General features: G+C 70.8%; 21 protein-coding genes and 1 pseudogene. 14 read left to right on the forward strand and 8 right to left on the reverse strand.

Features of this window, described 5'->3' with window-relative positions:
* Positions 1-46: 46 nt before the first annotated feature.
* Positions 47-391 carry an RNA polymerase-binding protein RbpA gene (locus ACVGV2_RS13225; RefSeq protein ID WP_459162671.1) on the forward strand — a complete coding sequence of 115 codons (345 nt, stop codon included), beginning with the start codon at positions 47-49 and terminating at the stop codon, positions 389-391.
* 135 nt (positions 392-526) lie between these two features.
* On the opposite strand, the gene ACVGV2_RS13230 is transcribed toward ACVGV2_RS13225, so the two are convergent.
* The 4 genes from ACVGV2_RS13230 to ACVGV2_RS13245 all read right to left on the reverse strand — a co-directional run bounded on the left by ACVGV2_RS13230 (position 527) and on the right by ACVGV2_RS13245 (position 5,649).
* Positions 527-1,333 (reverse strand): polyprenol monophosphomannose synthase, encoded by an 807-nt coding sequence (locus ACVGV2_RS13230; protein ID WP_459162672.1) that lies wholly within the window; start codon positions 1,331-1,333, stop codon positions 527-529.
* A gap of 106 nt (positions 1,334-1,439) precedes the next feature.
* A complete protein-coding gene (gene lnt, locus ACVGV2_RS13235) occupies positions 1,440-3,050 on the reverse strand; it encodes an apolipoprotein N-acyltransferase (RefSeq protein WP_459162673.1) in 1,611 nt (536 codons plus the stop codon).
* A 158-nt stretch (positions 3,051-3,208) separates the two neighbouring features.
* Positions 3,209-4,834 carry an amidohydrolase gene (locus ACVGV2_RS13240; protein ID WP_459162674.1) on the reverse strand — a complete coding sequence of 542 codons (1,626 nt, stop codon included), beginning with the start codon at positions 4,832-4,834 and terminating at the stop codon, positions 3,209-3,211.
* Between the two features lie 212 nt (positions 4,835-5,046).
* The gene (locus ACVGV2_RS13245; protein WP_459162675.1) at positions 5,047-5,649 is read right to left on the reverse strand and encodes an FxsA family protein; all 603 of its coding nucleotides are present in this window, start codon (positions 5,647-5,649) and stop codon (positions 5,047-5,049) included.
* 206 nt (positions 5,650-5,855) lie between these two features.
* On the opposite strand from ACVGV2_RS13245, the gene ACVGV2_RS13250 reads away from it, so the two are divergent.
* The gene (locus tag ACVGV2_RS13250; RefSeq protein ID WP_459162676.1) at positions 5,856-6,881 is read left to right on the forward strand and encodes a GDSL-type esterase/lipase family protein; all 1,026 of its coding nucleotides are present in this window, start codon (positions 5,856-5,858) and stop codon (positions 6,879-6,881) included.
* 702 nt (positions 6,882-7,583) lie between these two features.
* Here the strand turns inward: ACVGV2_RS13250 and ACVGV2_RS13255 are convergent.
* Both ACVGV2_RS13255 and ACVGV2_RS13260 read right to left on the reverse strand, forming a co-directional pair.
* Complete coding sequence (locus ACVGV2_RS13255) at positions 7,584-8,072, reverse strand: small multi-drug export protein (RefSeq protein WP_459162677.1); 489 nt, start codon at positions 8,070-8,072, stop codon at positions 7,584-7,586.
* A gap of 44 nt (positions 8,073-8,116) precedes the next feature.
* Positions 8,117-9,310, reverse strand: coding sequence for an IS110 family RNA-guided transposase (locus tag ACVGV2_RS13260; protein ID WP_459162678.1), 1,194 nt, complete (start codon positions 9,308-9,310; stop codon positions 8,117-8,119).
* Positions 9,311-9,817: 507 nt separating this feature from the next.
* On the opposite strand from ACVGV2_RS13260, the gene ACVGV2_RS13265 reads away from it, so the two are divergent.
* The 3 genes and pseudogenes from ACVGV2_RS13265 (at position 9,818) to ACVGV2_RS13275 (ending at position 11,292) form a co-directional block, all read left to right on the forward strand.
* Complete coding sequence (locus tag ACVGV2_RS13265; RefSeq protein WP_459162679.1) at positions 9,818-10,411, forward strand: TetR/AcrR family transcriptional regulator; 594 nt, start codon at positions 9,818-9,820, stop codon at positions 10,409-10,411.
* A 19-nt stretch (positions 10,412-10,430) separates the two neighbouring features.
* A pseudogene (locus ACVGV2_RS13270) lies at positions 10,431-10,763 on the forward strand (ATP-binding cassette domain-containing protein); the annotation flags it as partial.
* The gene (locus ACVGV2_RS13275) at positions 10,717-11,292 is read left to right on the forward strand and encodes a hypothetical protein (RefSeq protein ID WP_459162680.1); all 576 of its coding nucleotides are present in this window, start codon (positions 10,717-10,719) and stop codon (positions 11,290-11,292) included. The pseudogene ACVGV2_RS13270 and the gene ACVGV2_RS13275, both read left to right, overlap by 47 nt.
* Here the strand turns inward: ACVGV2_RS13275 and ACVGV2_RS13280 are convergent.
* Positions 11,279-12,646 (reverse strand): NAD-dependent succinate-semialdehyde dehydrogenase, encoded by a 1,368-nt coding sequence (locus ACVGV2_RS13280; protein WP_459165983.1) that lies wholly within the window; start codon positions 12,644-12,646, stop codon positions 11,279-11,281. The genes ACVGV2_RS13275 and ACVGV2_RS13280 overlap by 14 nt on opposite strands.
* Before the next feature lie 686 nt (positions 12,647-13,332).
* On the opposite strand from ACVGV2_RS13280, the gene ACVGV2_RS13285 reads away from it, so the two are divergent.
* Positions 13,333-14,061 (forward strand): TetR/AcrR family transcriptional regulator, encoded by a 729-nt coding sequence (locus ACVGV2_RS13285; protein WP_459162681.1) that lies wholly within the window; start codon positions 13,333-13,335, stop codon positions 14,059-14,061.
* A 49-nt stretch (positions 14,062-14,110) separates the two neighbouring features.
* On the opposite strand, the gene ACVGV2_RS13290 is transcribed toward ACVGV2_RS13285, so the two are convergent.
* Entirely contained in the window at positions 14,111-15,154 is a 1,044-nt protein-coding gene (locus ACVGV2_RS13290; RefSeq protein ID WP_459162682.1) for a methyltransferase, read from the reverse strand.
* 398 nt (positions 15,155-15,552) lie between these two features.
* Between ACVGV2_RS13290 and ACVGV2_RS13295 the strand changes: the two genes are divergently transcribed.
* From ACVGV2_RS13295 to ACVGV2_RS13330, 8 genes are all read left to right on the forward strand, one after another.
* Positions 15,553-16,452: an NADP-dependent oxidoreductase gene (locus ACVGV2_RS13295; protein WP_459162683.1), complete on the forward strand. Its 900-nt coding sequence runs from the start codon at positions 15,553-15,555 to the stop codon at positions 16,450-16,452.
* Between the two features lie 86 nt (positions 16,453-16,538).
* The gene (gene thiM / locus ACVGV2_RS13300) at positions 16,539-17,417 is read left to right on the forward strand and encodes a hydroxyethylthiazole kinase (RefSeq protein WP_459162684.1); all 879 of its coding nucleotides are present in this window, start codon (positions 16,539-16,541) and stop codon (positions 17,415-17,417) included.
* 173 nt (positions 17,418-17,590) lie between these two features.
* A complete protein-coding gene (locus ACVGV2_RS13305; protein WP_459162685.1) occupies positions 17,591-17,854 on the forward strand; it encodes a hypothetical protein in 264 nt (87 codons plus the stop codon).
* Positions 17,851-18,267, forward strand: a complete 417-nt coding sequence (locus ACVGV2_RS13310; protein WP_459162686.1) for a type II toxin-antitoxin system VapC family toxin — start codon at positions 17,851-17,853, stop codon at positions 18,265-18,267. Before ACVGV2_RS13305 ends, ACVGV2_RS13310 begins: the two co-directional genes overlap by 4 nt.
* Positions 18,268-18,887: 620 nt before the next feature.
* Complete coding sequence (locus ACVGV2_RS13315; RefSeq protein WP_459165984.1) at positions 18,888-19,319, forward strand: GNAT family N-acetyltransferase; 432 nt, start codon at positions 18,888-18,890, stop codon at positions 19,317-19,319.
* Between the two features lie 221 nt (positions 19,320-19,540).
* On the forward strand, positions 19,541-20,956 hold the full coding sequence (locus ACVGV2_RS13320; protein ID WP_459162687.1) for a family 2B encapsulin nanocompartment shell protein: 1,416 nt from the start codon (positions 19,541-19,543) through the stop codon (positions 20,954-20,956).
* 9 nt (positions 20,957-20,965) lie between these two features.
* Positions 20,966-23,272, forward strand: a complete 2,307-nt coding sequence (locus ACVGV2_RS13325; protein WP_459162688.1) for a family 2 encapsulin nanocompartment cargo protein terpene cyclase — start codon at positions 20,966-20,968, stop codon at positions 23,270-23,272.
* 51 nt (positions 23,273-23,323) lie between these two features.
* Positions 23,324-24,730, forward strand: coding sequence for a family 2B encapsulin nanocompartment shell protein (locus tag ACVGV2_RS13330; protein ID WP_459162689.1), 1,407 nt, complete (start codon positions 23,324-23,326; stop codon positions 24,728-24,730).
* Positions 24,731-24,736: the final 6 nt, after the last annotated feature.

Here is a 24,736-nt window from a genome sequence, read left to right on the forward strand (position 1 = left end):
CACAACCGCCCGGGGAAACACCCGGGCCGACGTGAAAGGACCCGTCATGGCCGATCGCGTTCTGCGTGGCAGCCGGCTCGGAGCAGTCAGCTACGAGACCGACCGCAACCACGACCTCGCTCCGCGCCGGACGGTGCGCTACGCCTGCTCCAAGGGCCACGAGTTCGAGGTGCCGTTCTCCGACGACGCGGAGGTGCCTTCGACCTGGGAGTGCCGACTGCACGGCACCGAGTCGAAGATCGTCGACGGCAACCAGCCGGAACAGAAGAAGGCCAAGCCACCGCGCACCCACTGGGACATGCTGCTGGAACGGCGCACCATCCCCGAGCTCGAGGAACTGCTCAACGAACGGTTGCAGGTCCTGCGCAACCGCCGCGGGGAAACGGACTGAGTGCTTCGGGACCAGCGACGAGGGGCGTCCACCGGGCGCCCCTCGTTCGTGTCTCGGGTCCCGTCCGCCACTCCAGCCGGCGCTGCTGCCGCGGAACGGCTCCACAACAGGGCGGGCCCACCAGCCACGACGCCGTCACCGCCGGCGATTCCCGCCCACCGCGCGCAGCACGCCGGCCAGCTGCCCCATCCGCCGGTGCAGGCCCCAGCACGTCACCCGCACCAGCGCCTCGCGCACGATCGCCCCGCTCATCTTCGACTGGCCCACGGCGCGTTCGACGAACGTGATCGGCGCTTCCACCACGCTGAAGCCCGCATCCACCGCGCGCCGCGTCAGGTCGACCTGGAAGCAGTAGCCCTGCGACGTCACCGAGTCCAGCGCGAGCGCCCGCAGCACCTCCGCGCGGTAGGCGCGGTAGCCGGCGGTGATGTCGTGCACCCCCACACCGAGCGCGATCCGCGAGTAGACGTTCGCGCCGCGGGACAGCAGCTGCCGGTACCACGGCCAGTTCACCACCCTGCCGCCGGAGACGTACCGCGAGCCGATGACCACGTCCGCCGAACCCGGCTCGTCGCCGAGCAGCCGCACCAACCGCGGCAAGTCCTCCGGCGGGTGCGAACCGTCCGCGTCCATCTCCACGACCTCCCGATAACCGCGCTGCAGCGCCCACCGGAACCCGGCCACGTAGGCCGCGCCCAACCCGGCCTTGCCGGTGCGGTGCAGCACCGACACCCGGCTGTCGGCGGCCGCGAGGTCCTCGGCGACCCGCCCGGTGCCGTCCGGGCTGGCGTCGTCGACCACGAGGACGTGCGCGGCGGGCACGGCATCGAACAGCCGAGTCGTGAGCGGCTGCAGCGTGTCCCGTTCGTTGTAGGTGGGAACCACCACCACGAGCGATGCGACTGCTGCGGTGGAGTCCGCGGACTCCCGCCCCTGGGCCATGCACGTCCTTCCTACCCGGGAGCGCACCCCCGGTCCCCGACTTGCGCGTCCCGCTCACGCGGGCCATTTCCCCTGCTACCGCCGCCCGAGCGGCCTCATCCCGCGATCACCCGGCGCTGCGGCGGCAGCGCCACAGCGCCGCGGCGAACGCGGCGGCGGCCACCGCCGCGATGATCCACGCGGGCACCGCGCCGAGCCGCGTGGCCAGCGTGTCCGCGGAACGCAGCGGCACCTCGTCGACGAGCGCGTCCGCGGTGAACAGCTCCGTGCTTCGCGCCACGGTTCCGTCCGGTTCGACGATGGCGCTGACGCCGCTGGTGGCCGCGACGACCACGGCGCGGTCGTGCTGCACCGCGCGCAGCTGCGACATCGCCAACTGCTGGTAGCTCATCCCGGAACGCCCGAACCAGGCGTTGTTCGTCGGCACCGCCAGCAGGTTCGCCCCCTGCCGGGCTGCTCCGGTGAACACGTCGTCGTAGGCGACGTCGTAGCAGATGCCGACCCCCAGCCGCACCGGCCCCGCCGGCAGCACCCCCGGCTCGTCACCCGGCGTCATGTCCTGCTGGAAGCGGTCGACGAACGGCGTGACCGCCCGGGCCACCGACCGCATCGGGATCGTCTCGGAGAACGGCACGAGGTGCTGCTTGGTGTAGGCATCGCCCGGTCCGCTGCCCGGATCCCAGCGCACCACCTGGTTGCGCAGCTTCCCGTCGGCGCCGTCGGCGAGTCCGCCGACGAACACCGGCACGCCGAACCGGTCGGTGAGCGCGTCGAGCTCCGGGTCGACGTGGCCCGGCCCCCAGCTACCGACCTGTTCGGGAAGCAGCACCACGTCGGGCCGCGGCACCTCGCCCGCATCGACCCGGTCGGCCAGGCGCTGGGCCTGCCGCACGTGGTTGTCGTGCAGCACGTCGTCGGCGTGGAGCAGCCCGAGACCGAGATTGGGCGCGTTGCCCTGCACCGCGGCCACCCGCGCGCTCCCCGCGTCGGCCCCGGCGCCCACGGTGGGCCACACCGCCAGTCCCGCCAGCACGGGCACGAGCACGGCGCCGACCGGTGCGGCCCACGCGCCCGGGCGCGGACACCGCCGCCGACCCGGCAATACCCCGCGGCCCGGCAATACCCCGCGGCCCAACAGCACCACGCGGGCCAGCCCCGCCGCGGTCACCACGACCGCGAAACCCACGAGCACGCTGCCGCCGACCGAGGCCAGCGCCATGTACGGCCCACCGGTCTGGGTGAACGCCACCTTGCCCCACGGAAAGCCCCCGAAGGGGATGTGCCCGCGCAGTTCCTCCGCGGTGACGAGCACGGCCGGCGCCCACACCACGCTGCCGGGCAGCGCGCTCACCCGCGCGGCTGCCAGCCCGCCCACGCCGAAGAACACCGCCTGCAGCAGCGCCACGCCCAGCCACGGCCACGGACCGAACTGGGCCGACAGGAAGTCCTGCAGCCACCCCAGAAGCGGCAGCAGGTAGCTCGCGCCGAAGACGAATCCGAGCGCGAACCCGGCACGCATCCGCTGCCGCCAGAGGACGAGCAGCAGCACCGCCACGGCCAGCGGAGCCAGCCACCACCGGTCGCTCGGCGGCGAAGCGAGGTACAGCGCGAACCCGCCCGCTGCGGCCACCGGCGGCCGCAGCCACCACGTCCCGGGACGCCGCCCCCCGCGCTGGCCGCGCGTGCGCTCGTCCTGCCACGGACTCGTGGTGGCCACCACCGTTCAACCTTTCACCGATGCTGCCGGGATGCGCGCGAAACCTGGGACATCGCGGGGCGCGGCACGCGGTCGCGAGCACGCGTGGCGCCACCCCGGTCAATGTACGCGCCGCCGCGCTGCCGGGGACCGCCCCGCTCCGCCCGAGCGGGCGGAGATCACACGGCGTACAGGTCGTCGTCCTCGGTGTCGCGTTCGTAGAGCGTCTCGCCCCGCAGCACGGTGCGCAGGCACCGCGGCCGCGGAGCGTGCGGCCCCAGGTCCGGCAACCCGGGCACCCCGGCCCGCGGATCCGTCGACCACCGCTGCACCCGCGAGTCCGGCGCGGCGGTGACCAGTTCCCCCGCGTTCCACACCGCGTAGGTCGCCGGTGCTCCCGGCACCAGCGTGCCGGTGCGGCCGTCCTCGACACCGGCCGCGCGCCAGCCGCCGCGGGTGTGCGCCATGAACGCCGCCCGCGGCGACACGCCGTAGCCGTCGGTGCGGTGGTTGACCGCCGCAGCGACCGCATCCCACGGGGCGCACGGGGTGACCGGGGCATCGGAACCGAACGCCAGCAGCACCCCGTCGGCGGCCAGCCGGGAGAACGGGTTCATCCGCGTGCCGCGCTGCGCGCCGAGCCGCCGCGCGTACATCGCCGTGGACCCGCCCCAGGCCGCGTCGAACGCGGGCTGCACCGAGGCGACCACGCCGTAGCCCGCGAGTTCCGCCGCCTGGTCCTCGCCCACCATCTCCAGGTGCTCGAGGCGGTGGCGCATGCTCGCCAGCGCCGGCACGCCGATGGTCTCGGCGGCCTTGCGGAACCCGGCGCAGACCTCGGCCACCCCGGCGTCACCGATCACGTGGAACCCGGCCTGCATCCCGTTGCGCGTGCAGTCGACGAGGTGTTCGGCGATCGCCTCCGCGTCGAGGTAGAGCACGCCGGACGTGCTCGGGTCGTCCACGTAGGGCTCGCGCAGCGCCGCGGTGCGCGAACCGACCGCGCCGTCGACGAACAGGTCCCCCGCCAGCCCGCGGGCGCCGAGCTCCCGCGCGCGCTCGACCGCGCCGAGCTCGCCCCAGTAGCCGATCACTTCCGGCACCCCGCCCTGCCGGGAGATCGCCATCAGGTCGCGCAGGTCGTCCTCACCGGAGATGTCCGGGCCGGCGCACTCGTGCACGCAGGCGATGCCCTGCTCGGCCGCGTGGCGCAGGAACGCGCGCTGCGCCTCGCGGCGCTGCTCCGGGCCGAGCGATTCGCGGGCGGCTCGACGCACGTGGTGGTGCGCCACGCGGGTCAGCGGCCCGGTGCTGCTCCACCCCTCGGCGTCCTGCGCCAGCGGTATCTGCCGGACGAGCGCGCTCGACACCAGTGCCGAGTGCACGTCGATCCGCGAGAGGTACACCGCTGCCCCGCCGCACGCCTCGTCGATCTCGGCGCGGGTCGGCGGGCGCTGCTCGGGCCACCAGGTCTCGTCCCAGCCGTGCCCCCAGACGAGCGTGTCCGGGTACTCCGCGACGTGATCCCGCAGCGCGTGGAGGAACTCGGTCAACGACGCGCAACCGGTGAGATCCAGCCCGTTGAGCAGTAACCCCGCGGACGTCGCGTGCACGTGCGCGTCGACGAAGGCGGGCGCCACGAACGCGCCCTGGAGGTCGACGATTTCGGCACCGGGATGCAACGCCCTGCCGACCTCGTCGCCGCCGATCCACGAGATGACGCCGTTCGTCACGGCCATCGCGGTGGCATCGGCGTCGGCGGGCGAGTGAATTCGGCCGCCGAGCAACAACGTGGTGTCGGACATGTCCTTCGCTATTTCCGTGTTCCGGGTCTCCACTGCACGGGTCGGTAGCGGCCGAGAGGCGGCCCCGGCCACGATCGCTCACGCGAGCTTACCGGGGTCGATTCAGCAACCGACGAGACGGAGACCTTAGCGCGCGGAACGGCCGCTGCCGCTCGCCCGTCGACGGGGCGCAGCCGTGCCACCGTGCCCGTTGCCCGGTGTTCACTCGCAGGTCAGGCCGTGCTGGGGCCGCGGCGCGGCGGCAGCGCGTCCGGGTCCGGGCCGTCGTCCTCGGAGTCCGACCGCTGCTGCGGCGACTCCGCGTCGTCCTCGGAGACCGACACCACTTCACCGTCGATCACGTCACCCTCGGAGGTGCCGCGGCGCCCCGCGGGCCCGCTGCCGGAGGGGGCGTTGCCGAACGGACCCGCGCCGGCAGAACCGCCCGGGAACGACCAGCGCACCTGTTCGCGCATGGCCTGCGCACGCCGCTCGGCGGAGCGCTGCATGCGCCGGCGCAGCAGCGAGCGCGTCGGCGGGAGCACGCACGCCAAGGCCGCGACGTCGCTGAGGAAGCCCGGCACGAGGAACAGCAGCCCGCCGCCGGCGATGAGCACCCCGTCGGAGACCTCGCGGTCGGCGGACCGGCGGGCCGTGGCCGCCTCGCGGGCCTGGGCGAGCATGCGGCGACCCTCGCGCTTGACCAGCCACGTGCCCAGCAGTGCGCCGGCGAGCAGCAGCCCCAGGGTGGGCAGCACGCCGATGGTCTGGGCGACGAGCACGAGCACCGCGATCTCGGCGGCGGCGCCGATCAGGAGCACGGGGAAGATGGGCACGGCGGCGGGAACCTCCGGGGTCGCGGGGCAGTCACCGGGACAACGACACAGCACGCCCGCGTGATCCCGCCTGTGCCGAAATGCACCGATTCCGCACGGGATCACGCACGGGCGGCGCGTCGCCCGGCGCCGCAGCCCCTAGACTGCGTGGCGTGCGGGCGACCAGGACGACCACGCTTCTCGTGTTGGCACTGTGCGGTGTACTTGTGGTCAGCGTACTCACCAGCGACCGCTACCTGCCGACGGTTCCGGAACAGCCGGAACGGCTGCCACCTGCCGTGGTGACCCTCGGGGACAGCATGGTCTCCGGCGAAGGCTCGGGGCAATACGTGGCCGGCACCGACGGCGCCGACGGCAACTGGTGCCACCGCTCACGCACCGCCACCGTGCACCAGCTGCCCGTGCCGCAGGGCGTGACCACGATCAACCTGGCCTGCTCCGGCGCGCAGGCCGGCGCCGTCGGCGACTCGCCGAAGGCCGCCTACCCCGAGAAGCCGCAGTCGCAGCAGCTGGCCGAGATCGCCCGGCACTACCGCATCACCAACGTGATCGTGCAGGTCGGGGCCAACGACGACCCGAGCTTCGTGGACACCGTCAACCGGTGCGTCGAAGCGTGGGGCCGGCACGCTCCCGAGGGCTGCTCGGCCGAGCTGCGCGAACTCTGGCCGCAGCGGGTGGACCGGATGCAGCCGAAGGTCACCGACGCGCTGCGCGACGTGCGCGCGGCCATGACCGCGGCCGGCTACACCCCCCGCGGCTACTCGCTCGTGGTGCAGTCCTACCCCTCCCCCGTGGGCCCGGGCGTGCCCGACTCGCTGCAGGACCTGTCCGGCTGCCCGTTCCTGCCCGCGGACCTGCGGTGGATCCGCGACCGCGCCGTGCCGCAGCTCAACGAGGCGCTGCGGGAGGTCGCCGAGCAGGCCGACGCCCGGTTCCTCGACCTCTCCCGCGCCGGCACGGGCCGCGAGGCCTGCACCGGTGATCCGCAGACGGGTGAGGGCGAGTGGTTCACGCGCCTGACCGTCGACTGGCGCAGCCTCGAGGACGAGGCCCGCGCCGGCCACGCGATGCAGGAGTCGTTCCACACCAACGCCGCCGGTCACGCGCAGATCGCCCGGTGCCTCGGCCAGTTCCTGGCGGGGCGCGCGCAGCAGGCCGAGTGCCTGCCGAACGAGCACGGCGACCTGCGCGCCGTGACCGCGGAGGAAGCCGCCGCCCTGCACCGGCCGTGAGCTGCTCGCCGCCAGGAGGTCGGTGGTTGCCGGATGATGCGCCGACGCCGGCGCGCAGGATGACCGTTGCCCGCGGGAGCGCAGCTGCAAGCTTGACCAACCCCCTGGCTGGCGAGCGTGCGGCACGCGCGCAGCACGTGCGCGGGCTGCGGGTGTTGCGCCGGGGCCGTTGCGCCGGGGCACCACTCACTACCCGGCTGGCGTGCTACCCGAACGGGTCGTTGTGCCCGGAACAGTCGTCCCGGTCGATTTCTGACCGGGGATGTCGTCGGGCTCGGCGGCGCTGCGAGGCGGGGGTTGCGCTCCGTGCAGCACGCCCGTGAGCGCCACGATGGAACCCCACGACGAGAGGTCGGTAACGGCAGGCCCCTGGCCCAGTCCGTCATCGGGCAGCGTACGCGGATCGGGAGGCCCTGCCGGCTCGTACCCTGACGTCCGAGGTGACATCGTTCAATGCTCCTTCCCGGTGCGCAGAAGGCTGGTCAGCCCACGGGTACCCGTCCCCGGAGCGGCCCAACCGACCAGCGGCGAACAGCGCGCCTCAGCAGCCGGTCGGCACGGGGCGCACCGGAAAGGGCGCCTGGATGCGCCGGTCTGCCGCAGACCACCGGGCAGACGTGATCGTTGGCTGGCGATCGCTCAAACCTGCGTTGAGCCTCTCCGCGGGGCCCTGCTCGATCACCGGACGCACTGGCCACCGACTCAGGCGCCGATTCCAGCGATCGACACGCCCGTGATGGCGAGAACGGCAGCGATCGCGCTCCACACGACCGTGCCGGCGCCGATCCAGGCGAATGCGGCCCGTGCTGTGGTGCCGATGCTGACGGCGACGAGCGCGGACAGCTGCGTTCCCAGCCCCAGCGGCCCGAGCGCGGCGAGTGCCGGGAGCCCCCATCGACGCGCGATGCGTTCCGCTCGCTGCCCCCGCTGGGCCCTCCGCCCCTCGTGCCCCGCCGGCTCCTCGTCTCCCCTCCGCGCCAGCCGCCGCTTGATCCACCACGTCCGGATGCGCTCGCCGAACCACGCCGCCACCGCAACGGTCGCCAAGTTGCCCACGATCCCGGCGATGGCAACCGGCATCGCGTGCCCGCCGGCGAGGATGCCACCGGGAATCACGACGATGGCCTCCAGCCACGGCGTCGCACCGCCGACGAAGACACCGAACAGGATCGCGACGTGCGCACCGGTCATCGCCGCACCTCCGCACTCCCCGGGGGGTGTCCCTATGGGTTGGGTCAAGCCGGTTGTGGGGTGGGTGGTTGGTAGTAGGTTCCGTCTCGGAGCATGGCGAAGAGGACGTCGCAGCGGCGGCGGGCCAGGCAGATGAGGGCGGCGTTGTGGCGCTTGCCTTGGGCGCGTTTGCGGTCGTAGTAGGCCCGACTGGTGGGGTCGGACAGGGCGGCGAAGGCGGCGAGGAAGAAGGCCCGTTTGAGCTGTTTGTTGCCGCCTTTGGGTGGACGTTCGCCGCGGATGCTGGAGCCGGATCGGCGGGTGACTGGGGCCAGCCCGGCGTAGGCGGCCAGGTGCCCTGGGGTGGGAAAGGCGGAGCCGTCGCCGACGTCGAGCAGGATGCGGGCGGCGGTCCTGACGCCGATGCCGGGCATCGAGGTCAGGACGCCGGCAAGAGGGTGCGCATCGAGCACTTTCTCGACCTGGTCGGCGACGTCATTGCGTTGCGTGAGAACGGTTTTCAGCGAGGCGGCCAGTTTCGACAGGACGGTCTCGGCGGTGGCCGTGCCGGGCACGGTGACGGTCTGCTCGCCCAGGGCCTGCCAGATCTGCTCGGCCCACTCGGCGCCCTTGCGGGGTGCGTGTTTGCTGGCCAGGTTGCGCAGCTTGCGGGGCCCGGCGGTGCGGATGCCGTCGGGCCCGCCCAGGCGGGTCAAGATCTCCAGCACGGCCGTGTGCTGGATTTTCGGGCCCAATACCCGTTCCAGGCTGGGGTGGATCTGGGTGAGCAGCCCGCGGATCCGGTTGCCCACGCGGGTGGCCTCACTGGCGAGGTCGTCGTCGAAGCCGACGAGCACTTCCAGCTCGGCCAGGGCTTCGTCACCGACATCGACCCGGCGCAGGGTGTGCGGCATGCTGCGGGCGGCTTCGGCGATGACGGCCGCGTCGCGGGCGTCGGTCTTGGCCTGGCCCGGGTGCAGGTCGGCGATGCGGCGCATCGCCAGCCCGGGCAGGTAGGCCACCTCGCAGCCACTGTCGCGGGCCACCGCCACCGGCAGCGCGCCGATCGAGGCGGGCTGATCCACGACCACGAGCACCCGGCCATGCTGGCCCAGCCGGTCGAAGACGTCGCGCAGCCCGGCTTCGGTGTTAGGCAGGGCAGCATCGTGCACGCGCACGCCCTCAGCCGTCAGGCCGGTGGCGTGATGGTGCTCCTTGCCCACGTCCAGACCGCAGAACACGTCGAACCCACTGGTCATCGCAGCGTCTCCCGATGTGCTGTTGTATGTTCCCGGTCGCTGATCCGACGCCGGCAGCCGACACCCACATTACGACCAGACCACCCGGATAAACCGGTGGGCACGTCCCTATTCAGCGGTCCACAGGCGCCTCCCGGTGTGGTGACACCACCCCCCCGGATCATGCGAGCGACAGGGGGCACCAGTCATGCCACACCGAGCGACCAGGAGCTCCAAGATCGGAGCCACCAACACGGTAATGGGGGTCAGCAGATGGCACACCGCCAACCTCGCCGCGGTCGTCACCGCCTCCCGGGTCACCCCGCACCGAACCCTCCAGCGCAACACCGGCGAGCACCTCCCTCGATCAACGCCTGGCGTTGCTCAACCTTCGCACGGTCCTCCCCAGGGCCTCGCAGTCCCTTTCCGGCATACCCGGCCCCGCTCCGTTTTGGCGCCGTACTGGTCGGCCGAACAGGATACTGTCAAGCTATTCAGTAATCTGGTTGCCCGACGAGGAGAAGGTTCGTGGTCAAGGGGTCGTTCATCGAGGAGCAGCGGCGTCGACAGATCGTCGATGCCGCGATCGACACGATTGCCGAGCACGGAGCGGCCAATGCATCCTTCTCGAAGATCGCCACTCGCATCGGGATCAGCCCGAGCCTGATCTCGTACCACTTCGCGTCCCGGGCGGAACTGGTGGCGGCGGTGGCGAACGTCTTGAACGCGGACCTGGACGCGGCGCTCGAGCAGACCACCGAGGGTGCGGATTCGTACCTGGCTGCCGCGCGCTGCATGGTCGAGGGCTTCGTGCGCTACGCGGACCGCAATCGCAACCAGATGCTCGCGATGTTGCAGCTGACCGTCGGCTCCAGTCCATCGGATCGGGAAGCAGCGGCGGTCCTCAACCAGGAACACGCCATCGCGGAGTGGGAGGAATTCCTCCGCGAGGGCCAGCAGGCGGGCGAGTTCCGCGATTTCGACCTGCGCACCGTCGCGCTTTGCCGGCATGCGCTGTTGGCGGGCGTGCCACGGGAGTTGTTCGCGAACCCGGATCTGGACGTCGAGCGCTTCGCCGCGCACGTGGCCGACTTCGCCGAACGGGCCATCGGGAAAGCGTGACCGCGAAGGAGGCACGACCATGACCGGTCCCGCGGCCTTCCGGCTGGACGGTTCGACGAAGGACTCCTCCGGAACGCGAGCGGCGGACGCCGCGAGCCTCGACGTCCCACGCGGTTCGCTGATAGGCCTCGTCGGGCCGAACGGGGCGGGCAAGACGACCTCGCTGGCGATGGCGGTCGGCCTGCTGCGGCCTGACACCGGTACGGCTTTCGTGCACGGCGTTGACGTGTGGGCGGATCCCACGCGCGCCAAGATGATGCTCGGCGTGCTGCCCGAGGGGCTCGCTTTGCCGGAACGTCTCACCGGTGCCGAACTGCTCACCTACTGGGGCGTGCTTCGCGGGGTGGGTCCTCGCGCTCGCCGCGTACGCTCTGCTCATCGGACCACTGTGGACGGTTCTGGCCGCTCTGCTGGCTGCGGCGCCGTTCCTGGTCCTCGTCATCTCAGCTTCGCGCGCGGTGTACGCGGTGCTCGGGGCGGGCAGCGGAGTCGCCGTACTCGCCTCCGTGCTCGGTGCGACCCCGGGCGTCGACCCGCATCGCCGCGTCAACCCGACGGATGCGGGCGAGAACAACGTCGCGCTCCAGATCACCGCGGGCTCGACGATCGTGCTCGTGCTGCCGACGCTCGGCATGGCGGTCCCGCTCGCGTTCGCGCCGGTTCCCGCCTGGTTCCCGGTCGCTACGCTCGTCGTCGCCCTGCTCAACGGTGGTGTCCTGGGCTGGGTGCTCGGACGACTGGCCGCGCGCCGCTTGACGCACCAGCTCCCCGAGACGTTCGCACGGCTCCGCTACCCGGGCGCCCAGCGGACGCCCGGGAGGTATCACAGACGTATCGCAAAGCTCCGGTCCACCATGGACCACACCGTCAACTGCGGATGAGCTTCTTGTTGAGGAACTGCTGGATGCCGTCCTCACCGAGTTCAGTGCCGAGGCCGGACCGCTTCGTGCCGCCGAAGGGCAGGTCGGGTTCGGTCCAGGTCGCCTTGTTGATCCACACCATGCCGGTGTCGACGCGGCGAGCGACCTGCTGCGCGTGCTCGACGTCGTCGCTCATGACGCTTCCGCCGAGCCCGAAGCTCGATTCGTTGGCGAGGTCGATGGCTTCGTCCTCATCGGCCACCGGGTAGACGACGGCTACGGGACCGAAGAGCTCCTCGCCGAAGGCGCGCATCTCGCGGGTCACACCGGTAAGCACCGTGGGCTCCACGAAGGCCCCGGAGCGGTCCACCCGGTGACCACCGGTCCTGACGGTGGCGCCCTTCTCCACGGCGTCGTCGACCTGTTCCATGAGCTTCTGCGCTGCTTCCTCGTCGTGCAGCGGGGCTACGTCCGTGTCCTCGTCGGTGGGGTCACCGGGTTGCAGCGCGGCCATCTGCTCGGTGAGCTTGCCGACGAACTCCTCGTAGCGCCCCTGGGGCACGATCAGCCGTTTGGAGGCGATGCAGCTCTGCCCCGAGTTCGTCATCCGGCCTCGCACGGCTTCGGTGACGGTGGCGTCCACGTCGCCGCTGTCGAGCACGATGAAGGGGTCGCTGCCGCCCATCTCGAGGACGACCTTCTTGAGATGTTTGCCGGCGGTCTCAGCCACCGCGGAGCCGGCCCGCTCGGATCCGGTCACCGAGGCGGCCGCGACTCGATCATCGGCGATCATGCCCTGGACCTGCTCGTTGGTGGCGAAGAGGTTGATGTAGGTACCGGCCGGGAACCCCGCATCGGCCATGAGTCGCTCGAAAGCGAGGGCGGACTGCGGGCAGTCCTGCGCGTGCTTGAGCAGAACGGTGTTGCCCGCCACCAAATTCGGACCGGCGAACCGGGCGATCTGGTACTGGGGGAAATTCCACGGCATGATGCCCAGCAGCGGACCGATGGGCTCGTTGACGACTACGGCGTCGCCGCCGCTGTCCGGTTGCAGCTTCTCGTCAGCGAGAATGCGCGGTCCCTGCTGGCCGTAATACTTGAGGATGCTGGCCGAGATCTCGATTTCGCCCCCGGCCTCGGAAGGGAGCTTGCCCATCTCCAGCGTGATGAGTCCGGCCAGCTCCTCCTTGCGCTCGAGCATGAGCTCACCGGCCCGCTCCATGGTCGCTGCTCGCTGGTCGACGGGGGTGCGCTGCCACGACCCGAAAGCCTTGTGGGAGGAGTTGACCGCTTCTTCGATTTCCGCGTCGGTCGCGGTGGCGAACTCCTTGACGAGTTCACCGGTGGCGGGATTGATCGTCTTGTACGTACTCAATTTCACCTAACCTCCGCTGATTTCCACGTGCGGCCCGTTGGTGCCACTTCACCGGCCGAGACGTCCCGGATCGATCGGCACGGCTTCACGGCTGAACGACCCGCTCGGAGCGCAGCGGCCCGTGCACGCGCTGGGTTACCCCTCAGCGGCTCGCGGCACGCGCCCCGCACAGCGCGGACAGCGATAACAGGTGTCCGAGGCGCTGCCCGCGCTGCTCGCACCTCGGATTCAACCAACGCCGACCGTCAAGCGGTTCTGCAGCAGCTCCTCGGACCGATCACCGGCCTGCTGTCCACTGTGCTGACTCCTGCGGAACCACTCGGCGAGCTCAGCATCACTCTGCTTCTCCGCGCCATCGGCGTAGGTTTCCATCTGCCGCGCAGCGGCGCGGGTGCGGGCCGGTTCGGCGAAGTGTCGTGCCGAATCACCCCGGCATCTGCCAACGCTCCCCGTCCCCGCCGGCACACGGGGAATACCCCGGCCGAGCACACCGCTAAACACCCTCGACCGCCCGTGAACTGATCCCGCGGACTGCTGCGCTGTTGCCCGCCGCGGCCCTGCCGGCCGGCCCCGTGCTGGAACGCGGTCCCCTTGCGCAGCCCCCGGAGGGCTGTGCCGCTGCGGCGTTCCTACCACCAATGCGGTCGCGGCAGCGTGCTGACCGGCCTTCCCCCTGGCGCAGCACCGTGTGCACCGTCCCGAACGCATCGGACGCCGATTCCGCGTTGGTAATATCCGGCACGATGAGTGCTGGGCCCACCGATCGTGGCTCCGACGAGCGGCCACTGCGTCGGGACGCCGAACGAAACCGCCAGCGCATTCTCGCGGCGGCGCGGGAGGTCTTCGCCGAACGCGGGCTTACCGCCACGCTCGACGACGTCGCCCAGCACGCGGGGCTCGGGGTCGGCACGGTCTACCGGCGTTTCACGGACAAGGAGCGCTTGGTGGAGGCCCTGTTCGAGGACCGGATCGATGAACTGGTGGCTCTGGCCGAGGCGGCCATGACCGAACAGGACTCCTGGGGCGGCTTCGTCGGCTTCCTGGAACGCTCCTGCGCGCTGCTGGCCGCCGACCACGGCCTCCGCGATGTCGTGCTCGGCAACACCGCCGAAGGATCGAAAATCTCGCAGGCGCGCGAGCGGCTCGCTCCCGCGGTGCGGCAACTGCTACGCCGGGCGCAGGAGGACGGCTACGTGCGACCGGATCTGCGGCAGGTCGACGTGCCCATCATCGACCTGATGATCGGATCGGTCGTCGACTACACCAACTCCCTGCAGCCGGAGGCCTGGCGCCGCTACCTCGCGCTGATCGTCGATGGGTTGCGCGCCCGGGAGGACGGGGCTGCCCTGCCGGAAGCGCTGGACGAGGATCAGCTCGACGAGGCCATGCAGACCTGGAGCTCGAAACGCTCCTGATACCTCCCGCACTCCCGGCCGCGCTCCGGATCGAACTCCGCCGTCGACGTCAGCGCACCCTGGCCTCGACGATACCCAGCACGGAGGAGGTTTCGGTGGCTCCGACGTAGTCGAGGCCGGCCCGCTCGCACAGCGCGGCGTATTCGGAGGCCGTGCGCTCGTTGCTGCCGAACAGCACGAACATCTGCATGTCGAACATGGCGGTGAAGTCCGAAACCGCGCCGTCCTGCGGCAGAATCATTTCGGCGATCAGCACCCGAGCGCCGGGCTTGGCGTTGTGCGCGCAACTGCGCAACAGCCGCACGCAACTGTCGTCGTCCCAGTTGTGCAGGATCATCCGGAACACGTACGCGTCCGCTCCCGACGGCACGGCGACCCGAGCGTCCCCTTCCTCGATCTCGCACCGCTCCGCGAGCGCGCCGGATCGCAGCTGCTGATCGACGTCGGTCAGTGCGTGCCCGATGTCGAACAACGTGCCGCGCAGCTGGGGGTTCGCGTGCAGGATGTCGCGCAGCAGCGTGCCCTGCCCGCCGCCGACGTCGACGATTTCGGCCGTCGAGCTCAGGTCCAACGCCTCGACCACGGCTTCGTTGGTGGATCCGATGCCTTGCGTCATCGCCGCGTTGAAAGCCGCAGCCGAGTCCGGGTCGTCCTGGTCAAGGTAGTCGTAGAACGGCTTGCCCATCGCCTTCGGGAATGCGGCCTGTCCGGAGCGCACCGCCTCCGGCAGGTGCTCCCACGTCCGTGCCGCCCACTCGTTGCGGGCGAACGCCTCCAGCATGGCGCTGCCCCCGTTTTCGGAACGCAGCATGGTGGAGGCGGCATTGTGCGCGAAGCAGTCCTGCCCGCTGGGCTGGAAGATCCCGATGCTGGACAACGCGTGCAGCAACTTGCGCAGGCCGCGGGGTTCGGCCTGGACGCGCTCGGCAAGCGTGGCCACCGCGGTGCCCGTGGGCTCCACCTGGTCGGCGAGTTCCAGTTCGAACAGCGTCTGAATCAGATAACCGGAGTGCAGGTGGACGAGGACGGGGAACAGCGCTTCGAGCGGGTCACCTGCGCCGGCAGGAGATACGGCGCTGGTGGTCTCCGGCATGCGTCGTGTCCTTTCTGATCGCCGGTCCGGCAACGCGGACCGTGGCAGGTATCCGGAGCAGGTATCTCCACTTGCATCCGCAGGCTAACAGAATAACCGGAGGAGAGCCCTCCGTTTTATCCGTTACCGCCGCGATGACGTGCTTTCCGTTCCAGGAACCGGGACCGGGCCTGGCAACGAGCGGTCCCAGCCCTTCGGCAGCGGGCCAGGTGACGTGCCCGCTCGAGCGGGAACACGTCGAGTCGCTCGTGGACGGTGTGCGTGCCGCACTTCCCCGATCGGTGCACGAGTGCCGTTGCGGGTAGGCCGCGGGGATGTTGTTGCACGTCATGGTGCGATGATGGAGTTGTGGTAAGGGCGGTTCGCCGCTGAAACAGCGCGTGCGAGGAAGGAAAACCATGCGTGCCATCCAGTTCGGCGAGTTCGGTGGTCCTGACGTGTTGCGGCTCGACGAGGTCGAGCAGCCGGAACCGACCTCCGGGCAGGTGCGCGTGGCAGTGCGCGTGGCAGGCGTCAACCCGGCCGACTGCAAGATCCGCGCCGGCGAGATGGGCGAGCCCGCACTGCCCCACCGCCCCGGGCTGGAGATGTCCGGAGTGGTGGACGCGGTCGGCCCGGACGCCGCGTTCTCCGTGGGTGACGAGGTTTTCGGCTGGGCGCAGGGCGGTTCCTACGCCGATTGCGCGCTGGGCAGCGTGCTGGTGTCGAAACCCGGGGACCTGGACTGGCGCGACGCCGCGGCATTGCCCGTGGCCGGGGAAGCAGCCCTGCGCGGCCTGCGCCTGCTGCAGCCGCAGCCCGGCGAGGTGCTGCTCGTGCACGGGGCGAGCGGGGTCGCCGGGGCGATCGCGACGAGTTTCGCGGTGCAGCGCGGCGTGACCGTGATCGGCACCGGTGGCGAGGCGAACGCGGAATACATCGCTTCCCTCGGTGCGACGCCCGTCCGCTACGGCCAGGGGCTCGTGGAACGCGTGCGGGCAGTCAGCTCCGGTGTGGACGCCGTGTTCGACGCGGCCGGTGGCGGCGCCTTGCCCGACTCGGTCAGCCTGCGCGGCGAAACCGCGGAACGGATCGTGACCATCGCCGATCCGGCGGCGTTCGACCTGGGCATCACGTTCTCCAGCGGCAATGCCGGGGACAAGAACGCCGACGTGCTCACCGAGCTGGCCAAGAGCGCGCGCAACGGGAGCCTGCCGCTGCGGCACGCCAACAGCTACCCCCTCGCCGATGCCGCACGGGCCCAGCAGGAAGTTGCCACCGGGCACAGCGGCGGCAAGGTGACGCTGCGGGTCAGTTGAGGGATCGGCTGCTCCCCGCCCCGGCATCGTTCGCTCCGAGCTCCCGGCTCTGAAGAGCGCTGGGCGCGGACGTGCGAACATCGATGATGACTTCTCGCGGAGGCGACGACGTCCGTGGCCGATCCGCCCTGCCCGGGGTGGATGCGGCCGCCCGCGCGCTGGAGCGGCTGCGCGCCCGTGTGCCGCTGGTGCACGCCCTGACCAACGCACCGTCGGCGGGCCTGCTGCCGAACGTGCTGCTGGCCGCAGGTGCGACGACGGTGCTCGTGGACAACCCGCACGAGGCGGGCGTGGCCGCCGAGGGTGCCGACGCCGTGCTGATCAACCTCGGCACCCCCACCGAGGACCGCGTCGCGGCGTTCCCGGAAGCAGTGCGTTCCGCGCGAGCGTCCGCTCGGCCCTGGGTGTTGGATCCGGTGGGCGTGGGAGGGTTGCCGTGGCGCACCCGCACCGCCACCGAACTCGTGCAGCTGGGCCCCGCCGCGGTCCGGGCCAACCCTTCGGAGATCAACGCCTTGGCCGGCTCGGGAGCGCGTGGGCGAGGCGTGGACAGCTCCGAGGACTCCGCAGCGGCCGAACCGGCGATGCGGGCACTGCTCGCGGAGGCGGGGGCCGTCTCCGCCTCCGGCCCCGTGGACCGGGTCCTCGGCAGCACGCCCTCCGGCGGCATCGGCATGCTCCGCGTGCGCGGTGGCAGCGAGTTGCTCGCACGCGTGTCCGCCACCGGCTGCGCGCTGGGAGCGTTGTGCGCCGCGTACCTCGCGGCCGAGCCCGATCGGCTGACCGCTGTGGTAGCAGCGCACGTGCACTACGCCGTCGCCGCGGAGCTGGCCGAGGGGTCCTGTCGCGGGCCGGGGACCTTCGCGCCTGCGTTCCTGGATGCGCTCGCGTTCGTGGGCTCCGAGCAGATCCGGGCGCACGGACGTGTCGAACCCGCCTGGCACGCCGAAGCAGGAGGAGCGTGACGCGCGCTCCACGTCGCGAGCCGGTGCGGTCCGGAACCGGCCACGCCAGGTCCGCTGCCGAGGTTCGCCCCCGAGGCGGTACGGATCGGAGGCCACGTTCGCATCCGCACGCCCGTGGAGTTGGGCGAACCCGCTGGGTGCATCACTTCACCGCGAAGTGGTACACTTTCGCTATGCCGACCGCACGGCCCCGCCATCAGATCACCGAGACGCCCGAGGTGGCACGCGCCCTGGAGCTCGCGGCGCGGCGATGGCCTCGCGAGTCCCGTTCCAAGCTGCTGCTGCGCCTGCTCCGCACCGGCTGCGCGGCTCTGGAACAGGAACGGAGCGAGGTGAGCCGTGGCCGGCTGGAGGCGATCGAGGCCTCCAGCGGTAAGTACGCCGATGCGTTCGGCGAGAACCACCTGGCCGAGCTGCGGCAGGACTGGCCGGAATGATCACCCTCGATGCCGGCCTGGTGATCGCGCACCTGAACCCCTACGATGCCCATCACCAGGCGGCCACCACCTATCTGCGAGATTCGGCGGGCGAGCCCTTGTGCATCCACTCGTTGAACCTTGCCGAGGTGTTGATCGGCGGGGTGCGAGCGGGACGGGGCCAGGAGATGCTCTCCGACCTGCACGCCCTCGGCGTTCGCGTCGCCGACCGCGCCGAAGGGGAGCCTCTACGGCTCGCCCGTTTGCGCGTGACGTGCGGGCTCAAACTACCCGACTGCTGCGCACTGGACACTGCCCTGGCCACCGAGTCCGTCCTGGCCACCTTCGACGACACCCTGGCCCGAGCCGCACGCGCTCAAGACATCACCGTCGAACCCGATCCCGATTCTCCCACCACCGGCCCGTCTCGCTGAGGGAACGGCGCGGGCCGTTCCCGCTTTGGCAGCCCGCGAGCAGGACGGCGCCGGTCCCAGCCAGGAATCGGGCGGATCAGGTCGCGGTATCCACCATGGACCGAACGCCGTCACCCGGCATCCGATCCGCGTCCCCGCCGCCGCGGGTGCCTTGGCGCTGCCCGAATGCGTCCTCGGTGCACATCCACTGTGGATCTACCTCGAACGCCGCACGACGAAGAACTCGCTGAGAGCACTACTTCCGCACCCCCGGCTGTTCAACCCAACCCCCGCACGAAGCAGGTTTCCAACGTTCGCGAAACACCCGTGCCGCACTGGAAGCGCTCCCACCGCACCAGCTGCAGCACGTTCCCCTTCGGCGACGTCCCGTCGTCGCCCGGTGGTCAGTTCACCCGATCGGAGCGAAACCGCACCTGTCTGCCCGGTGATCTGAACTCGAATGTGCTCTCGTCGGGGGTGTGGTGCCCGTCCCCGCACGGTGGATCGAACCTCATCGACGTGCTGCACGTCCCGGAACACCTCGATGCGACGCCAGCAGATGACCGGACCACCTTCACGTGACCCCCGGAGCAGCGGAACAGAAGTGAGGAATCGTCGTGAAACAGCCCCACATCCGCCCGATGGATGAGATCGATGTCCCTGCAGTGCACCAATTGAAACGAGGATGTCGCGCCGGGTCCCCCGATGACGGCACCCCGGCCTCCGCGGACGACGTGGCAGCGCTGCTGGCTGCATCGCCGACCGCGTGCTGGGTCGCCGTGGTGGACGTCGACCACACCGCCCAGTGGCTGGTCGGCTACGTCCTGGCAAGCGCATCATCCAACGACGACTTCGAGACCGGGTCCATCGCAGGATTCGGAGTGCACCGTGCCTACCGCGGCCAGGGACTGGGCACGACCCTGCTGCAGACCACGGTCTCCTTCCTGGAGAAGGAAGGATGCCGCCGCATCCGCATGGCCTGCGATGATCAGCAAACCGCGGCCAAGGCCGCCGGTGCGCACGTTGGCTTCACTCCACTGTGGAGCATATCGCACTACGTCGTGGAACTGTGATGCAGCGATCCTGCATCAGCCCAGCGACCTGCTTCCGAGGCCGGCCTCCCCTCGTGCGCGTCCCGCTCCGCCCGGAGGGCTCGCGTGCGTTGATCACCAAGTGTCATCGGTTCATCCGGGGGTGATCACTCGTTTGCAGCTTTGCCGCTCGTTCGACCGCTGAAAGACTGCGCTCGCAGCACAAGATGATCTTGATCGGACGGGCGATTGGTACAGGTGCGATGACGGCTATTGGGTCGGAGCAGTCGGACGCGAGCGCGGACAGCGATCCGCTGAGCCTGGGGACCGCGGCAGCGCGGAACTTGGCGACGACGACGAAGACGCCACCGCAGATGCAGTCGGTCACCTCGCGGTGGCTGTTGCGCCTGCTGCCGTGGGTGCAGGCCGCGGGCGGTGCGTACCGGGTGAACCGCCGGTTGACCTACACGCTCGGTGACGGGCGGGTGACCTTTTCCAACACCGGTGCCGACGTGCGGGTGGTTCCGGCGGAGTTGCGCGAGCTGCCACCGCTGCGGGGCTTCGACGACACCGGTGCGCTGGACGCGCTGGCGGAGCGCTTCAGCCAGCGCGAGTACGAACCGGGCGATGTCATCGCTGCCGAGGGCGATCCCGCCGACGCGGTGGTGCTCATCGCGCGCGGCAAGGTCAACCGGTTCGGCACCGGCGAGTACGGCGACCGGACAGCGCTGGGAGTGTTGGCCGACGGGGCGTTCTTCGGCTCCTCGGTCCTGATCGGTGCCGAGGGGACGTGGGAGTTCACGGCCGAGGCGGTCACCGCGTGCACGGTGCTGACGCTGCCCCGCGAGTCGTTGCTGGAACTCCGGGACCGCTCCGAAGCGCTGCGCACCCACCTCGACCAGGCCGCGGCCGCCGCTCCCGCCGAGCACAACGCCGACGGCGAGGCCGCGATCAAGGTGGCCGCCGGGCACGCGGGCGAACCGGAACTGCCGGGCACGTTCGTCGACTACGACCTCAAGCCCCGCGAGTACGAGCTCAGCGTCGCCCAGACCGTCCTGCGGGTGCACACGCGGGTGGCGGATCTGTACAACCAGCCGATGGACCAGGTCGAACAGCAGTTGCGGCTGACGATCCAGGAACTGCGCGAGCAGCAGGAGAACGAGCTGGTCAACAACCGCGATTTCGGCCTGCTGCACAACGCCGACCTGCGGCAGCGCCTGCACACGCGCGGCGGGGCGCCGAGCCCGGACGACATGGACGACCTGCTGTCGCTGGTGTGGAAGGAACCCAGCTTCTTCCTGGCGCACCCGCGAGCGATCGCCGCGTTCGGGCGGGAGTGCAGCCGGCAGGGGCTGTACCCGCAGAACGTGGACGTCGCCGGGCACCAAGTGCCCGCGTGGCGGGGAGTCCCGCTGTTCCCGAGCAACAAGCTGCCGATCAACTCGCGCCGCACCAGCTCGATCCTGCTGGTGCGCGCCGGTGAGCAGAACCAGGGCGTGGTGGGGCTGCACCAGACGGGGATCCCGGACGAGTACGAGGCCGGTCTGTCGGTGCGGTTCATGGGCATCAACGAGAAGGCGCTCATCTCGTACCTGGTCAGCACCTACTACTCCGCGGCCATCCTCGCCGGCGACGCGGTGGGTGTGCTGGAGAACGTCGAGACCGGCCGGGAGAGCTGACCGAACCCCATGGGCAAGCAACCGTTTTCGCTGCCGGAGTGCTACCTGCCGTGGCCCGCGCGGCTGAATCCGCACCTGCACGCCGCGCGGGAGCACAGCAAGGCGTGGGCGCGCGAGAGGGAGATGGTCGCCCCGGCCGAGGCCGCGAGCAGTCGCGGTGGCACGTTCGTCTGGGACGAGGTCGCGTTCGACTCGGCCGACTACCCCCTGCTGTGCGCCTACACCCACCCGGATGCCGCCGCGGAGGACCTGAACCTGGTCACCGACTGGTACGTGTGGGTGTTCTACTTCGACGACCACTTCCTCGAGCACTACAAGCGCACGGGAGACCTGGCCGGGGCGCGCGAGTACCTCACCGGCCTGGCGGCGTTCATGCCGGCGGAACCGGGCCGGACTCCGCCGGCTGCGACCAATCCCGTGGAGCGGGGGCTGGCGGACCTGTGGGCGCGCACCGCGTCGATCATGTCCGCCGACTGGTTGCGGCGGTTCTCCGAGAGCACCCGCAACCTGCTCGAGGACTGCGTGTGGGAGCTGGCCAACATCACCGCGGACCGGGTGCCCAACCCGATCGACTACGTCGAGATGCGGCGCAAGGTCGGCGGTGCGCCGTGGTCGGCCGACCTCGTCGAGCTCGCCGCGCGGGCGGAGATTCCGGAGAGCATCGCCGCAACCCGGCCGATGCGGGTGCTCAAGGACACCTTCGCCGACGGGGTGCACCTGCGCAACGACCTGTTCTCCTACCAGCGCGAGACCGAGGAGGAGGGCGAGCTCAACAACGGGGTGCTCGTCGTCGAGACGTTCTTCGGCTCCACTCCGCAGCAGGCCGCCGAGTTGACCAACGACCTGCTCACCTCGCGGCTGGAGCAGTTCGAGAACACCGCGCTGGCCGAGGTTCCGCGGCTGTGCGAGGAGCACGGGCTCGACCCCGAGGCCCGCGCGAACGTGCTGACCTACGTCAAGGGACTGCAGGACTGGCAAGCCGGCGGGCACGAGTGGCACACCCAGTCCAGCCGCTACATGAACGCCGGTACCACCACGCCGCCCGCCGCCGGGGTGCTGGTCGGACCGACCGGGCTGGGCACCTCCGCGGCCCGGGCGTTCTCGCGGCTGCGGCCCGGTCTGCGGCGCCGAACGCAGCAGCACTCCCACGAGCCGTGCCAAGCGGTGGGGCACCTGACGCTGCCGGAGCTGCACATGCCCTACCCGTTCCGCACGAGTCCGCACCTGGACGCCGCGCGGCGCCGCGCGGTCGACTGGGCCCGGCGGACGGGCATGTTCGACTCCGTTCCCGGCGTGGAACGCGGCGGGGTGTGGGACGAGCGGCGCTTCCTCGGCTTCGACTTCGCCCACTGCGCGGCCATGATCCACGCGGACGCGAGCGCCGAGGCGCTCGACCTCTCCGCGGACTGGCTGGCGTGGGGCACCTACGGCGATGACTACTTCCCGGTGGTGTTCGGGGCCGGCCGCAACCTGGTCGCCGCGAAGGCCTGCAACGAGCGGCTGTCGGAATTCATGCCCCTGGACGCCGGTTCAGCCCCGGAGCCCGCGAATCCGCTCGAGCGGGGCCTGGCCGACCTGTGGCGGCGCACCGCCGGCCCCATGTCGCACTCGGCTCGCCAGCAGTTCCGCACGGCGGTGGAGGAGATGACCGCCAGCTGGTTGTGGGAACTGGACAACCAGGCGCAGCACCGCATCCCGGACCCGGTGGACTACATCGAGATGCGCCGCAAGACCTTCGGCTCGGACATGACGATGAGCCTGTCGCGGTTGGCGCACCTCGACGCCGTTCCCGCGGAGATCTACCGCACCCGCGTCATCCGCGAGATGGAAGCCGCGGCGCAGGACTACGCCTGCTTCACCAACGACCTGTTCTCGTACCAGAAGGAGATCGAGTTCGAGGGCGAGGTGCACAACATCGTCCTGGTCGTGGAGAACTTCCTGGGCACCGACCGGTGGAGCGCCCGGGACATCGTGGCCGACCTGATGGCCGCGCGCATGCGGCAGTTCGAGCACGCCGTCGCCCACGAGCTGCCGGTGCTGTTCGACGAGTTCTCGCTGGACGCCCCGGCGCGCCAGGTGCTGACCCGCCACGCCGACGAGCTCAAGGACTGGATGGCGGGGATCCTGGAGTGGCATCGCCGGTGCGCGCGCTACACCGAGACCGAACTCCGGCGCACCCGGGCAGGAAGTGTTGCGCACCTGCCCGACGCCGCCGGGACCCGAGACTCCGCCGTGCGCCACCGCCTGTCCGGTCCCACCGGGATCGGCACCGCAGCCGCACGCATCACCTCACCCGACGTGGGCCGCAGGCCGTAACGCCCGCCCGCAGAAGCTCTCGCCCGCACGACACGCGATTGGTGCACGCACATGACGCAACCCCACTCCGCCCCGGCGTCCGAACAGGACGGTGCGGGCCAGCTCAGCCTGAGCACCGCGGCGGCGCGGAATCTCGCGACTACGACCAAGACCCCGCCGCAGATGCGGGCGATCAGCCCGCGGTGGCTGCTGCGCACCCTGCCGTGGGTGCAGACCTCGGCCGGCTCCTACCGCGTCAACCGACGGCTGACCTATCAGCTCGGCGACGGTCGGGTGACGTTTTCCAACACCGGTGACCAGGTGCGCGTCGTCCCCCCGGAGCTGCGCGAACTTCCCGCGCTGCGCGAGTTCGACGACGAGGACGTGCTGAGCGCGCTGGCCGAGCGGTTCGCCCGGCGCGACTGCGCCCCGGGCGAAGTCCTCGCCACGGCGGGCCGACCCGCCGACGAGGTCGTGCTGCTGGCCCACGGCAAAGTGGGCACGTTCACCACCAGCGAGTACGACGGGCAGGCCGCGCTGGACGTGCTCGCAGACGGGGCGTTCTTCGGTGACCAGGTCCTGACCGGAACGCAGCAGTCCTGGCACGTGACGGTCAAGGCGCTGACCCCCTGCATCGTGCTGAGCCTGCCGCGGCAAGCGCTCGAGGAGGTGACCGGCCGGTCCGAGGCGCTGCGCACCCACCTGCAACGAGTGGCCACCAGCGCCAGACCCGCGCAGAACAAGCACGGCGAGGCCGCCATGGCACTGGTTTCCGGGCACACCGGAGAACCCGAGCTGCCCGGCACCTTCGCCGAGTACGACCTCGCCCCGCGGGAATACGAGCTCAGCGTTGCCCAGACGATCCTGCGCGTGCGCACACGCGTGAGCGACCTCTACAACCAGCCGATGGACCAGCTCGAGCAACAGCTGCGGCTGACCGTCGAGGAACTGCGCGAGCAGCAGGAGCACGAGCTGGTCAACAACCGCACGTTCGGCCTGCTGCACAACGCCGACCTGCGGCAGCGTCTCCAGACCACCGGCGGGCCGCCGAGCCCGGGCGATCTCGACGAACTGCTCTCCCGCCGCCGCAGGACCGAGTTCTTCCTGGCCCACCCGCGCGCGATCGCCGCCTTCGGACGCGAGTGCAACCGGCTGGGGCTCTACCCCGACAGCATCGACGTGGAGGGCACCGCACTGCAGGGCTGGCGCGGCGTGCCGCTGCTGCCCTGCAACAAGATCCCCGTCACCGAGCGGGGCACCAGCTCGATCCTGGCGCTGCGCACCGGGGAGGAACACCAGGGTGTGATCGGCCTGCACCAGACCGGCCTGCCCGACGAGTACGCGCCGAGCCTGAACGTGCGCTTCATGGGCATCAGCGACAAGGCCGTCACCTCGTACCTCGTCAGCGCGTACTACTCCGCGGCCGTGCTCACCCCCGACGCGCTCGGTGTGCTGGAAAACGTCGAAATCGCCCGTTGAGTGAGG

Source organism: Bounagaea algeriensis (genome assembly GCF_054491375.1).

Excerpts from the sequence above, each read along its gene's own strand:
- ACVGV2_RS13305 (WP_459162685.1), top strand. The coding sequence starts at position 17,591 with ATGCCGACCGCACGGCCCCGCCATCAGATCACCGAGACGCCCGAGGTG.
- thiM (WP_459162684.1), top strand. The coding sequence starts at position 16,539 with ATGACTTCTCGCGGAGGCGACGACGTCCGTGGCCGATCCGCCCTGCCC.
- ACVGV2_RS13320 (WP_459162687.1), top strand. The coding sequence starts at position 19,541 with ATGACGGCTATTGGGTCGGAGCAGTCGGACGCGAGCGCGGACAGCGAT.
- ACVGV2_RS13290 (WP_459162682.1), bottom strand. The coding sequence starts at position 15,154 with ATGCCGGAGACCACCAGCGCCGTATCTCCTGCCGGCGCAGGTGACCCG.
- ACVGV2_RS13315 (WP_459165984.1), top strand. The coding sequence starts at position 18,888 with ATGGATGAGATCGATGTCCCTGCAGTGCACCAATTGAAACGAGGATGT.
- ACVGV2_RS13310 (WP_459162686.1), top strand. The coding sequence starts at position 17,851 with ATGATCACCCTCGATGCCGGCCTGGTGATCGCGCACCTGAACCCCTAC.
- ACVGV2_RS13330 (WP_459162689.1), top strand. The coding sequence starts at position 23,324 with ATGACGCAACCCCACTCCGCCCCGGCGTCCGAACAGGACGGTGCGGGC.
- ACVGV2_RS13260 (WP_459162678.1), bottom strand. The coding sequence starts at position 9,310 with ATGACCAGTGGGTTCGACGTGTTCTGCGGTCTGGACGTGGGCAAGGAG.
- ACVGV2_RS13225 (WP_459162671.1), top strand. The coding sequence starts at position 47 with ATGGCCGATCGCGTTCTGCGTGGCAGCCGGCTCGGAGCAGTCAGCTAC.
- ACVGV2_RS13255 (WP_459162677.1), bottom strand. The coding sequence starts at position 8,072 with ATGACCGGTGCGCACGTCGCGATCCTGTTCGGTGTCTTCGTCGGCGGT.
- ACVGV2_RS13230 (WP_459162672.1), bottom strand. The coding sequence starts at position 1,333 with ATGGCCCAGGGGCGGGAGTCCGCGGACTCCACCGCAGCAGTCGCATCG.
- ACVGV2_RS13295 (WP_459162683.1), top strand. The coding sequence starts at position 15,553 with ATGCGTGCCATCCAGTTCGGCGAGTTCGGTGGTCCTGACGTGTTGCGG.
- ACVGV2_RS13325 (WP_459162688.1), top strand. The coding sequence starts at position 20,966 with ATGGGCAAGCAACCGTTTTCGCTGCCGGAGTGCTACCTGCCGTGGCCC.
- ACVGV2_RS13240 (WP_459162674.1), bottom strand. The coding sequence starts at position 4,834 with ATGTCCGACACCACGTTGTTGCTCGGCGGCCGAATTCACTCGCCCGCC.